This window comes from bacterium (assembly GCA_021372535.1).
In the GTDB taxonomy this organism is placed as follows: Bacteria; Latescibacterota; Latescibacteria; order Latescibacterales; family Latescibacteraceae; genus JAFGMP01.
The window spans coordinates 1-13,003 of record JAJFUH010000018.1 but is presented as its reverse complement, the minus strand read 5'-3'; the positions used below and the strand labels follow the sequence as shown (position 1 = coordinate 13,003).

The 13,003-nt window shown below is 49.8% G+C and carries 8 protein-coding genes and 1 tRNA gene; 1 reads left to right on the top strand and 8 read right to left on the bottom strand.

What is annotated here, in order from left to right; all coding sequences use genetic code 11:
- Positions 1-114: 114 nt before the first annotated feature.
- The 8 genes from coaD to LLG96_01660 all read right to left on the bottom strand — a co-directional run bounded on the left by coaD (position 115) and on the right by LLG96_01660 (position 11,260).
- Positions 115-612, bottom strand: coding sequence for a pantetheine-phosphate adenylyltransferase (gene coaD / locus LLG96_01695; protein MCE5248912.1), 498 nt, complete (start codon positions 610-612; stop codon positions 115-117).
- Between the two features lie 127 nt (positions 613-739).
- Positions 740-1,285 (bottom strand): 16S rRNA (guanine(966)-N(2))-methyltransferase RsmD, encoded by a 546-nt coding sequence (rsmD, locus tag LLG96_01690; protein ID MCE5248911.1) that lies wholly within the window; start codon positions 1,283-1,285, stop codon positions 740-742.
- A 1-nt stretch (position 1,286) separates the two neighbouring features.
- Positions 1,287-2,165: a PilN domain-containing protein gene (locus tag LLG96_01685; GenBank protein MCE5248910.1), complete on the bottom strand. Its 879-nt coding sequence runs from the start codon at positions 2,163-2,165 to the stop codon at positions 1,287-1,289.
- Between the two features lie 4 nt (positions 2,166-2,169).
- Positions 2,170-3,096, bottom strand: coding sequence for a pilus assembly protein PilM (gene pilM / locus LLG96_01680; protein ID MCE5248909.1), 927 nt, complete (start codon positions 3,094-3,096; stop codon positions 2,170-2,172).
- Positions 3,097-3,241: 145 nt separating this feature from the next.
- Positions 3,242-3,652 carry a ComEA family DNA-binding protein gene (locus LLG96_01675; protein ID MCE5248908.1) on the bottom strand — a complete coding sequence of 137 codons (411 nt, stop codon included), beginning with the start codon at positions 3,650-3,652 and terminating at the stop codon, positions 3,242-3,244.
- A gap of 2 nt (positions 3,653-3,654) precedes the next feature.
- Entirely contained in the window at positions 3,655-4,557 is a 903-nt protein-coding gene (locus tag LLG96_01670; GenBank protein ID MCE5248907.1) for a M28 family peptidase, read from the bottom strand.
- Positions 4,536-10,829 carry a cell surface protein SprA gene (sprA, locus tag LLG96_01665; GenBank protein MCE5248906.1) on the bottom strand — a complete coding sequence of 2,098 codons (6,294 nt, stop codon included), beginning with the start codon at positions 10,827-10,829 and terminating at the stop codon, positions 4,536-4,538. The genes LLG96_01670 and sprA overlap by 22 nt, the downstream gene beginning before the upstream one ends.
- A gap of 354 nt (positions 10,830-11,183) precedes the next feature.
- Positions 11,184-11,260 (bottom strand) — tRNA-Thr (locus LLG96_01660).
- A 197-nt stretch (positions 11,261-11,457) separates the two neighbouring features.
- On the opposite strand from LLG96_01660, the gene LLG96_01655 reads away from it, so the two are divergent.
- Complete coding sequence (locus LLG96_01655; GenBank protein MCE5248905.1) at positions 11,458-12,930, top strand: pectate lyase; 1,473 nt, start codon at positions 11,458-11,460, stop codon at positions 12,928-12,930.
- Positions 12,931-13,003: the final 73 nt, after the last annotated feature.

Sequence of the window (13,003 nt, the reverse complement as noted above, 5' to 3'; positions counted from 1 at the left end):
GTGCCGATTTACATGCCCTTGACAGCAACAAAACAATACATTTCATTATCGGGCGTGGGAAAAAGACACTTTTTCACCGCCCTCTTAAATCTCTTAATAGATACGGAATCCGGTTCAGCATTTCTTTTTGTTAAAATATGTCCGGAGCTTTTTTCCCACAATGTCATGAACGAAATCGCTTATATCGCCGCCATGTTTGGCGACTTCCTTGACAACAGAGGAATTAAGGTATATGTACTCGACCGAGGGCATGAGAAAAACACTCTCGATATCCCGGGCGAGATTACGGTTGGTCAGGGCGATCTGGAGCTCGTATTCGAAGTCCGTCACCGCGCGCAGGCCGCGGATGAGCGCGGTCGCTCCCACTTTCCGGGCAAGATCGACAGTCAGGCATTCGAAGCCGATCACCTCTATGTGTTCAGTATCGTATTCTTCATGAATTACCTGCTTCACAAGATCGATCCGCTCCTCGAAACTGAAAAACGGCTGTTTTAAAGGATTGGATGCAACACCGATCACAAGCCTGTCGAAAATTCGCACAGCCCGCGAAACCACATCCATGTGCCCTTTGGTAATAGGATCAAAAGTCCCCGGATATAACGCTATTCTCACGACGACGGTACCTCCATGTCAAAAATACACTAAAAAACTCCGGTGAATACCGGTTCAAACGATCTTCTTTAAAAAATTCTCTTTGTCCCTCAGTCCCTCTGACTCTTTGCCCCTTCGCTCTTTCCTGTCATTCCGGCGTAAAAATGACAAGACGGGTATCTCCGTAACGGCGGTTGAAAATCTGTTTTAAAGCTCCGGATGCACCGGGAATTTCTTCGTTATGGCGAACGGTCAGCGCCATGATGCCATGAACGGCGAGGATGCCGCCCTTGTCCACCGCATCGAGGGTTATCACACCAAGCCCGTGTTCGTAGGGTGGATCAGCAAAGATAAAATCGAATCGGCTGCCCGCTTCCCGTAACTTCCCGATAGCGCGGTCAGCCTGAAGATGAATCACCTCGGCGGAAACGCCTAAAAGGGTAAGGTTTTCGCTTATTATCCGGCACTGTTTGAATCCGGAATCCACAAACACCGCCGATTCCGCCCCCCGTGAAAGCGCCTCGATGCCGACAGCCCCTGTTCCAGCATAAAGATCGAGAACCCTGAAACCTTCAACTCCCCCGATGACATTAAAAAGGGCTTCTCGAACCCTCCCCAGTACAGGCCGGGTGGCAAGCCCTTCAGGAGCCCTGATTTTTCTTCCCCTAAACTGTCCCCCGATCACTCTGAGCATATCAGATCGCTGAAACCTGTTTGAGGGAAAATGACGCTTTCACCCTGTCAAAGGAGCCACCGGGCGCGGACGGAGTTATCATGAGATTGAAAACACGTGTTTTCCCGCCCTCGGGACAGAGTACCGAAATGACTTTCTTCAAACCTTCGTACGACCCTTCGAGAGTGAAAGGCACATCCTTGTCGGTATATGTCTGGCCGCTTTTCGGCAGCCGTGAAAATTTGACGCCGAATTCCTTTTCGCTGCCCTTGACCGTATTTGCGGCGGCGACAAGATCATCGGTTGGAACGTTATCGAGAATTTCAGGTGTCTTGATTCCGGCGATATTCCCGTCGATACCGAACTGGTACACAGTCTCCGATGACTTTGACATAGCGGGAATATTCTTTGCAGCCACCGTTCCTTTTCCCTCGAGCGCGGAGACCATATCGGTCATCGGCTGGTAGGAAAACGAGAAACCCTTGATCTGGTATGTTCCGTCAGACTTGATAACCGCCGAAGTCAGCCAGAGACGGGGCGGAACAGCCTCGGCAATCCTGTTGAGAACGACAAACGTCGGATCGGGTTCTTTCTCGACAACCTCCTTTTTGGGAGGAGGAGGCGGCGGCGGGGCGACAGGTTCCACTACCGGTGACTTCTTGGGTATCAGGCTCATGATAAAATCACGTTTGAGATACCCTCCGGCCGCCACGAGAACAATCAGGAGAACAATCAGCAGAGGGGTCGGGACTTTTTTCCTTTCCTTCACGATTATTTCGGGTTTCTCTTCTTCCACGGGTGGAGGCTGGCTGAGCGGAGCAGCTTCGCCCGGAGACTGGGCAACGGTAGTCTGGCTGTTCTTTTTATTGTCCTGTTCGCCGGATAAATTGATTTTCATCATGGTTTCAGTCCTCCAATGCCCTGAGCGCCAGCCCGTAACAGCTCGTAAACGCCGCACTCATCTGCACAAGTTCCTCCTGACTCTCCGGAACCTCGGTTAAACGCTCCTTGAGCGGATTGGAAACAGTCACCGGAATACCGGTCTTCTGGCTGATAACCCCGGCAAGATTTCCGCAATATGCTCCGCCCCCCGAAAGTACCAGCTGATTCAGGGTCGGTTTGTCCTTGAAATCACCATACGATGTAAGCCTCTGCAGCGATTGCTCGATATAACCCGAAAGACGGATTGCCACAGTCTGTGTCATGGCATTCATTCCCCCGCTGTCAAGGCAGGGAAGAATTTTCGCCAGCTCCTGTTCCTGAACCGGAAATGAATCCATTCCGACCAGGGCGCCCCGATCGATGACAAGAGACGATATGCCTTCCGCCTCCACCGAGACAACCATCATGGTGTCATTTCCGACCTCGCCGGCGCCTTCGCTCCCGTTATAGAGAGCCACCGTCTCGACATCGGTATATATATTCGCGATGGATGGCCGTACACCGGAAAAGAGCGATTTCTCCTTCTCGATGAGCTCGCGTCTTCCCGCAAAAACACATCCGATACCGTCGGTGATAAAATAGTCAAGGATGTAGTCGGAAAGACCTGAAAGTATCTTTTTTTCAATTTCCCATTTGAGGTGTTTCTTCATATCCTGGCTGGTCATTCCTTCTTCCTTCATCATGGAGGAAGAAACGAAATTTCCCGGAGCGAGACCGATGGTTACCGACACATTTCCGGAAGCAACGATGTCTGAATTCATGAACGAATCCAGTGTTTCCTCCGGGGGACCGACAGCAAGGCCGGTTATCTTCAGGCTTTTGTCACTCCGAACGACGCTGAGGAGACGGACTCCCTGCTCGCTGTATCGAACTCCGATACCCTGGGCCACCTTATATCCTCCCATGTAATCGCATGAATGCGCTGACCATGTTCACCGGTTACCATGTGCATTCAACATACAATACAATATATATATAAAACAGAGTAATTAAATACATTTTTTTGTAAACCGGCGAAATAATCACACCGTTTTTCTATTCACCCTTGCCGGTACTGTCCGTGACTGTTATATACCTCCTGATACCTTCATATATACCCGCTCCGATTCCCGTAACACGCCGTATGTCTTCCGGACGCCTGAACCTCCCATGGGCGTCACGGTATGCAATGATGGCGGCTGCCCGTGAAGGACCGATCAGCGGCAGCTTTTCGAGCTCTTCCTTTCCTGCGGTATTGATATTTACTGCACCGTCAGGGATTCCGTCACCGGACAGCAGGGTATCCGGGTTCTGTACGAGCGGCGGCGGCTCGGCTGCATGACGAATCACCTGCAGGTCGCCGGGGATTTTATCGGCTCTCGTTCCGAAACGGATTCCCCAGCCGACGAGGATGAGCAGCCCTATTATGGCGATTGCGGTACGGTCACGCCGTGAGAAAAGCGCCACTGCTATTCTCCGTAAATGAGGGTGAGAACCAGCGTGCCGATTTTTCCGAGGCTTTCCGCCGAACACTTGTCAGGTGTGTCCGAGACGGTATGCCAGGAAGGATAATCGAAATCGATGAGATCGACCGATGGTATCCCCCGCCCGATGAGCGGGATATGATCATCGGTGATACCCGTCATACCGGGCGACATGGATATTCCGAGATTTCCGCAGATTTTCTCGATTCTGGACATGATTAACGGGGCGGACTGAGCGGAATAATAATCACGTGTAAGCGACAGGTCTTTGTCGCCTATCATATCCAGCAGAACCGCATATTGCGGCTTGAACGATGACGGCATGGTTTTCGCGAAGAACCGCGACCCGAGCGTCCATGTGTCGTCGTCGCCGTAATCGCCGCCGTCCTCGCCATCGAAAAACACAATATCGACTCCGACCGGCGGCTCGTTATCCTTCATTATCCGTGCAATTCCAAGAAGGACAGCGACACCGCTGGCGCTGTCATTGGCCCCGGGAACAGGCTTCGAATGATTCGACAACTCCTTGTCCTGGTCGGCATAGGGACGGCAGTCCCAGTGAGCGCAGAGCAGTATGCGCTGTTTCTTGTCGGGATAAAAAGAGGCCATGATATTATACATGTCGGTATCCTGGCCGGCAAAACGATCCCTGAAGGGTTGAACGGCGACATAAGAAGTACATGATTTAAGGCTTTCGATGAGCCAGTTCTTTGTTTTTTCATGTGCTTCGGACCCTGGTACTCTCGGTCCGAATGCGACCTGTCGCTCAAGATCGGCGTACGCTTTCGTACCGTCATACTCCGGCATGACCGTGGAGGTACAGGAGGATACATTGAACACGCCGGTCAGTATGGTCAGGGCAAAGACTAGAAGGTGAGCTCTCCCCATACGGAAACCTCTCTGATTTTACGTACTTTGTTGGTCATGTCTGTCGAGTTCTGAAAGTCAAGCTTGGCACCGCCGTTGAAATTTTTTGAGAACCGGTACTGTACATTGGGAGAAATACCCCATGAATCGGTGCTGCTGATGAGTGAAGGCTCATTTGTCATCTCTTCGCCCTCAATTACCACCGGGGTATCGCCGCTGATTTTTTTATATCGGGCGCTGTTTGAAATAAAGAATTCGAGCGACATTTCGATATCGCTTTTCAGCTTCATGCCGAACAACCCCTTTGAGGAGCTGAGACGGTACTGGAACCGGGTTCTTATATCCGATTTGTCATCAGTCGTATAGTTCACTGTTGACCCGGTGACTTCTGTCGCTTTATCCTGCGATTTTGACATTGAAAAGTTTATCTGAAACTTTTTTATGGCCGTCGAAACACTGATCAGCGGAGAGAACTTTTCCGATGTTTTTTCCGACTGTGGCTCTATGCTGTAATCACGGTAATTTTTTTCGTTATTTTTTGAATATGCTGAGCTTACATTCGTATTTGAAATATATTTCTTCATAAAGGGCATAATGTTTTCCGCCTTCGCCCAGTTCAATGTTACATCCGGATAACTGTATGTTTCTTTCAGGGTCTGGGCGGACGATGTGAGCTGTTCCTCCTTGCCGTAGCTCATCTTGGTCGACAATCCGACATCGAGGGGAAGTTTCAGGTCCGTCCGGGCGCTGTAACCTTTGATGGACCCTTCGGTGTTCTGACGTGTGACAACCGTATTGGAATCCGGTTCCGATATCTTCCCTTTGAAACGATCGATGAAACTGGACGGCCTGTCGGTAATGCCCGCCTTCTGAAACTGGTTGGTGTTTCTGTATTCGAGCATTACGGGACTGAATGTTTTCATCAGCCCGTCTATCATCCTGTTCCGGAACGGTTCTTTCAGCTCGTTTTCTTTTTTCGATTCCCCCTTCCGCGTTGAATCGGCACCTTGAGATTCCGGCGCGGGAGGGCTTTTCTCCTCGGGCTTCTTTTCCTGTGATTCCGCGTCTTTTTTACCGGAATCATCTTTTTTTGCGGGAAGTTTCAGCTCCGCTTTCATGTATTTGAGCACATTAAACCAGGTTACGGTTCCGCTCGCCTGAAATGTCTTGTTGAAGTTTATCGTTTTCGATCCGAGCTGACTCGACAGACTGTAACGGGGGTTGTCATCTTCCTTATATGAAGCGTTATAATTATAATTATGAGTAAAAATGCTCGGTATTCCGGGCGGTTTGAATGTAATGGTGTTTGACTCGTTATAGCCGGTTACCTTGTTGTCTCTTGGAATTGTGAGGTCTTTTTCCTGCGTGAGCTGGTATCGATAGGTAATTTGCTCGATAGGAAGGTATCCGAAGTTGTAAATCTCATTGACTTTATTTGTTCTTGTCGAATCCGAAACACCGTCGATATTGGTTTTAAAGCGGTTGTTATCGTCTTTGGTATAATTATAGTTCAGTTCATTGGGAGTATACGCGAATTTAATATCTGCCAGCCGGTCTTTGAACGTTTTTTTCGAGCTTTTCACCGTTGTTTTGGTTTTTGTTTCGGTTCCGGTTTCGGGTTCTTCGTCTTTTTTCAACAGCCACCCTAAAATGGACACTTTCCTTCCGGTGGGATTGACATCATAGGTTATTTTCGTCTGTTTGTTGACCCCTTCTTCGTATCCAGACATGGGAGAATCGGAAATCCGCTGCCCCCAGTCGAAATCGGCGTTCACTTTTTCCGTTGCCCAGTTGATGAGCGAACCCTTGAATCCATCCCAGTTGAGATTTGTCGGTGACAATCCCTTTTTAGTCGTATCCACGCCCTTACGGTATGTGATGTGATATTTTTTATCGGAAGTCCATGACCGGAATTCTTTCTTCTGGTCATCGGCCAGAATGATGTCCGAGCCGCTTTTAAGCCGCGGAGTCGCATCCGTTTTACTGATGCTCGCCGTGACGGGAAGGTTCAGGTTCCATCGTTTCGGGGCAAAACGGTCCATATTTACCTTTATCGAGGAGTTCCAGTCTTTTGCATCCTGACCCGTGCCCTTTTTGGTATTCATGTCATGGAAATCGTCGTCTTTCCATGTTCCGTTGCCCGAAATGTTGATAAATCCCGCAAGATCGGTGTTGATCTTAAACCGTGCCGCGGTTCCGCCCATATCGCGGAGCTTGTCCATTCGGAGCTCATCGAACCAAACATCCTCCAATTGAACGGTCTCGCCCGTATTGTTTCTGATTCCTATCGATATCACTTTAATATTCTGGAGCGAGGGATTACCGGCAAGGGTAAAAACCTTCGTGCCGTCATTTTCCACATAAGCACCCGGCTTGTCGAGATCGCCGCTCACAATGGTGAGCGAATCTAAACGGGCCTTGAGCCTCTCTTTTACGATCGCGAGAGAGCTGTCGGTCGCAAGAAGCGAATCGGTAAATACATTCAGGGAGTCCTGGAGGTCTCCGAGCATCTTCGTGATGTTATCCTTCTGGGTGTCCCTGTTGAATTTGACCTGTGTACAGGACTCAAAATCGATATCGACGTAGTTCTCTTTCGCCCATCCCCGATAAACCGGCGAACGGTATTCGTAGTAGTTCTGCTTGTCTCCGCCAAACCTGAAAACAAGTTCGAAATCACGTCCTTCCTTCGGCGCTTCGGGCATGTTGTCGGAGCCGTGAACATACATCTTGAGGGATGTGTAATCGGTGAAGTCCATCTTTTCAAAGGTCCGGTACATGAACGCCGTATGGTTGTTCCGGAGATTTTCAAATTCAAGAACGATGGACTGTTCCATCCGTTCGACTTTGGTTTCGGGATCGATCTCGATCTTGACTTCCCGCGGCGGCGAATAGTTATTGTTTTCGTGGGTATTCACCCGTGTAACCCTGAGCGCTTCCGGTTTGCCGTCACCCGGAGAACTTTCCGTATCCTTTAACATGTCGTTGCCTTCATCATCGAATATTCCCGATTCGAGCCAGCTGCTTTCAACGATCTCCATCGCCGCTATCTGAATGAGTGTGGTATCCGTCTGGGATATCCACATCCTCGCGAACTCTATTTTAGTGGGATCCGGCGCTTCCGTTCCGCCGACAGTCGCATCGGGATTACTCCAGAGCGGGATTCTGTAGAGACGCCATCCGTTGCTGTAAGAACCATCGACATAATACCTGCTGGAATCCTCGAACGTTATTGAATATTCATAATATGAGTTCTTGGTGTCAAGTATTCCGTTGTGGTTGATATCCTCGGTATCGGGAATGCCCGCGCGATCCGAATCGACGGCGTTTCCTTCCGTTCCGTTGATACGGCTGTAGTCATTTTTATCGTTGTAATTCCAGTCGTCTCCGAAAGGGTCGGGGTTGTTTTTCGAATCATATCCATCTTCGTTACGGTCAAAAACACCGTCGAGACCGGTATCTTCCTCTTTTGTCAGGGTATTGTCGCCCTGACCCTGGCCGGGTATGGGACGGTCCTCGGTGTTGAGAAAGTTTTTACCGCTCCTCTTGACACCATCCGCATCGACATAATCGTCCACATACCAGTCCTCGGACACCGAACCGATGTCAATATTAAGAACACCCCTGCTTCCCTTTGCCCAGACCTCAATAAATCGTGACCTCGATAAATCCTCTCCCGTGCCGTAGAATGCCGTCATGACGCCGTCATATGCATTGTCACTCGGGACTCCCTCGGGTTTCCCATAGCCCAGTGTAAGGACATGGACTGTGTTTTCACCGGCAGTGGTATCCTTGTTGGGCCAGATTATTCTCGATTCGATGCGGTCCCATGGATTATACCAGTTCAACCTTCCTCTTACCATATCACGGCCGTTATCGGGCTGGGATGCCTTTGTCCATGCTGTCCGGATAATGCTGAGAGGAAGGTTTTTCGAACCCTCGAAATCATCCACATACACGACACCGCGAGTGTTCATGTTCGGCATGCTCTTTGCCACTTCGCCCTCTATCTGGATTTTCGACGCTTCATTGGCGACAACGAGAGGGATTTTGTCGATCATGGTGGTAAGGACTTTAGGCTGAAAATTAAGCTGGGTATCGGTATCGAACAGGAACATGCGCGATGGTTCCTGGCCTATCCTGACCCGTTTGTCACGTGTCGATTCGTTGTTGAAAAGGAAGGTTGCCCCTATTTTCGAATCCTGCCAGAGATCGTATTCCGTACGCACGCCGAGGAGCGACTTCTGCATCTGCTGGAATGCGTTCATCTCTTCATATTTGATCACGAGGTCGGCTGTGGGGCTCAACGCTTCCTGGTTGAGGAGTGTCAGCTCGCCGGTCATGTAATTGATGCGGTAATCGGTGCCGTTTGCCAGCGCTTTCCCGTTAAGCAGAACCTGTTCGGTACCCTCCATGATACCGCCGATACCCCCGCCGATCTGTATGACCGCCTGCCTGTTGGCGGTCTGCACCTCGATATAGTATTTTGACTTTTCGACCTTTTCATCGAAGTTCTGCGTGTCATATATCTCCGGCACTTTTTCCTTCAGTTCGACCGATACACCCTGGGGAGTTCCCGAATCGAACGGCCTCAGGAGCGGAAAAATGAGCTCGCCGCGGTACTGGTTGACAAATCCGCGGTTGAGGTCGATTTTATTGTCGGGCTTGAGATTGCCGAATTCATCGGCATTGTCGAGACCGAGAATATGGATAAAAGGAGTGCCGTCCTGGGTGTCGCGCGAAACGCCGTCCGTGGCCTCGCGGTAAATACGGATTTCGAGCCCCTCAAGGTCGATATTCCGCTGCCCGAGATCGTAGACGTTTTTCCATTCGAGGTCCCATGTGTCCTGATTTGAAGGGCGCTGGCTTTTCGCTTTGATCAGCTTGAGCTCGATTTTCGAGGCCGGGTCATTCGGATCATACGCCAGCTTACCGTACTTTCTGCCGTCCTTTGTCTCGACATAAACGCCCACTGTCCATGTGTCCTGAACACGATTGGTGAATACGATAAATCCGAGGCCACGGTCAACGTAGTAATCGCGCTGAGGATCGAGCCGGTGATAGAAACCGTCTAAGCCGGTCTCGTCATAAACCTGGTTTTTCGTGGGATAGAGGCTCATGGGTTTCGCAACACCGCGGATAGCATTGTCGCTGAGGTTGTTGCTGTTGTTTGCATCGTCCACATACACCTCGATGACCACAAGCGAGTCGCGGGGGCTGTACATGATCTGGTCCAGCGATGTGCGGGCGTTCTGAAACTGCTCCATGTAATTCTTGTCGAGGAAGAAGTAGGTATTGGTTTTGTACTGGTAATCCTTTATCTGGGTGGATTTTTCCTCAGCGGAACCGCGAAAGGTCTTGACATTCGCCTCGCTCTTTTCCTGGGAGGCGATGGCGGTAAACCGCAGCGGGCCGACTCTGCCCTCTGTCCTGATACCGAACAGCCCCTTGTGCGAACCCCGGTAGCCCGCAAACGTGGCTCCTTCGAGGTTGAGCGATATATTGCCGGCATCGACAGCCTGGATGATCTCGTCTTTTTCGCCCTGATACTTGAGCTTGATGTTTTCCTCGAAATTTGACAACGACTGGCTCGAAGCATCCTGCTGTATATCGACGGTGACACGTTCGCCGACATTTCCGCGGATGCTGAAACGGGGCTCCTGCTTCATGGTAAGGGCGGGAAACGATGAATTTTTCGAGGCCGATGTCTCTATCTGTCCTTCGGTCCATTCGCTTCTCCCCGAAAAGGTGATTTTCTGGGAGCCGTTGATATCCAGACGGGTCTGGCCGCCGACAAACTTCTCAAACCGTCCCCCTACCGGAAGGGCGAACTTGAGATCGCTGACACTCGTGCCTTTGGTACTTCCCTCGGAAGACCATTTCGATATGCGGCTATCGTTTTTCTGCCAGAGAGTATCGAATTTATTTTCCATACTCTCCGCTTTGAAACTTTCAAGGGGAATAAAATAGTATTTTTCGATCCGGATTCCGGGAATCTGTGTCTTGCGCATGACACGGGATTCGTTTATTTCAAGGCTGTCCTTGACTGTTGAAAGCGGCCTGGGGAATTTATCCGGGGGACGGATACCGATGGTGTAATGAGAGAGGTCAGCTTCTTCCGGCGCCGATTCCTTCATGAACCTGATAAGCTCCTCGTCGGGCCTGATGTCATAGTCTTCGCCGTTCACATAGGATTCAGACTTGCGTTCAAGCCATGTGCCGTTAAAGTATTCAGCCGAAACAGTAACAGCCAGAAAGACCGTAAGAGCTAAAAAGAAAAGGACATACTTATACATAAACATCAAGCCCGGGGTAATCGTAAACAAGATATTGTTCAAGCGGAAATCGAACCAAAAAAAACACCGATCACGCTGGGCTATAAGCAGTCCTCCGGGAATAACATAATGCAGAATTGTGAATAACAATCATAAAATATATAAAACTCAATTATTAAGCAAGAAAAAAATATCCATGTCAATATGCTGTGATATCTATCACATAGATCGGCATTTTTTCATTGAATCTTGATGAAAAAGAAAGTAAAAGAAATAGGCACAAGGCAGAAGGCAGAAGGGATTTATACAATTCATGCGGGCAGAATAAGCCAATCATCCCAATCATTCAATCAGTGTAATCAGCGGTTCAGACAATGGAGCCGATGGAGGGATTCGAACCCCCGACCCTCTCATTACAAGTGAGACGCTCTGGCCAACTGAGCTACATCGGCTTTTTGAGGCTTTCAAAGATAACATATTTTACGGGTCATGTCAATAACGACCTGTATTCTGCTGTTTTTCCCAACAGTTCTGCGATATCCTTCCATGATTATATTGACAAAAAACTTCAGGACACTATACTATCTCTATTGCGTTTTTCCAATTCGGAATTGACACTGTGTTCATCTCATATCGCACGGAGGCTTTCATGATGCGGTTTGTTCTGTTTTTTTGCAGTATGTTACAGGCAGCCATGCTGGTTACAGCGGACTCTTATGCCGCTCCGAATGAAACGAATGCCCTCGATACGATGAAAAAAGCGACCGATTTCATGATGAAAACGGTTTCGTATCGTGGCGGTTTTGTCTGGAAATACAGAGAGGACCTTTCCGAGCAGTGGGGCGAGGTTCCTGCACGGAGAACGCAGATATGGGTTCAGGGCGCCACGAACGGCGTCGGCGAAATGCTTATCGATGCCTATACGGTCACCGGGGGCAGGGATTATCTCGAATATGCAAAAAAAGTCGCCGATGCGCTGATCTGGGGACAGCATCCTGAGGGCGGGTGGCACTATTTCATCGACTTCGATATGCCGGGGATACGGAAATGGTATGACGAGGTGGCTTCAAAATGCTGGGGATGGGAGGAATACTATCATTACTACGGTAACTGTACGTTCGATGATGACACCACGACAAGTTCCATCAGGTTTTTGATGAAACTTTATATCGTCACCCTCGATCCCGCATATTATGAGCCGCTTCTGAAGGCACTCAATTTCGTGCTCGAAGCCCAGTTTCCCAACGGCGCCTGGCCGCAGCGGTATCCCCTGATGTACGAGTATGTCAAAAACGGCAAGCCCGACTATACGTCGTTCTACACCTTCAATGACGGGGTCATGTTCAACAACATCATGGTTCTCCTCGATGCGTATGAGCAGCTCGGCGATGAACGGTACTACGAAGCCGCCCGTCGGGGCATGGATTTTTATATCGTCTCACAGTATGCCAGACCGCAGGCGGGATGGAGTTCCCAGCATTCGCATGACATGAAACCCACCTATGCGCGGACATACGAACCGGAGGGTGTCTGGTCAACCTCGACCCTGAATAATATCAACGCGCTCGAGACCTTCTATAAAATCACCGGAGACAGAAGATATCTCAATCCCATACCCGCGGCGGTCGAATGGCTCGAAAGCGCCATTCTCAACACCGATCCCTCGAAAAACTATACCCACGCCCGTGTTTACGAACTGGGGACGAACAAACCGCTCTATACACACCGTTCGGGGACGGGTATCGAGAACGGCCATTATTACCAGGATCATGAGTTCGGGAATTTTATCTGCCATTACGGCCAGATTGCCACTATCGATGTTAAAGCGATACAAAAGGAATACGACCGTGTGTGCGGGCTGACACCGGAAAATGCCCGCGCCGAGTTTGAGCAGTCGGGGAAGAATAACAGAACGGCGCCGGATGCGGATTCCGCCGCGATTGAAACACTGATCAAATCCCTCGACAAGCGCGGAGCATGGATCACCGATATGCGTATTTCCAATTACAGCGATCCCTGCGCCGATGGACGAGCGGGAACAATCGTACGGGGCATCGAGACAGGCGTGTACATCGGCAACATGAAAAAACTCATGGATTATGTCAAAAGCGTGAAGAAGTGATTAAGGCCCTTTTTTTTCAAAGCGAGGACAGAACATGGGATATCGTACAGCAGCTATGGTTGCAGTTTTGTGC

What these genes read in the sequence shown, in the direction of transcription:
- rsmD (MCE5248911.1), bottom strand. Translation starts at nt 1,285, where the DNA reads ATGCTCAGAGTGATCGGGGGACAGTTTAGGGGAAGAAAAATCAGGGCT.
- LLG96_01685 (MCE5248910.1), bottom strand. Translation starts at nt 2,165, where the DNA reads ATGATGAAAATCAATTTATCCGGCGAACAGGACAATAAAAAGAACAGC.
- LLG96_01670 (MCE5248907.1), bottom strand. Translation starts at nt 4,557, where the DNA reads ATGGGGAGAGCTCACCTTCTAGTCTTTGCCCTGACCATACTGACCGGC.
- sprA (MCE5248906.1), bottom strand. Translation starts at nt 10,829, where the DNA reads ATGTATAAGTATGTCCTTTTCTTTTTAGCTCTTACGGTCTTTCTGGCT.
- LLG96_01655 (MCE5248905.1), top strand. Translation starts at nt 11,458, where the DNA reads ATGATGCGGTTTGTTCTGTTTTTTTGCAGTATGTTACAGGCAGCCATG.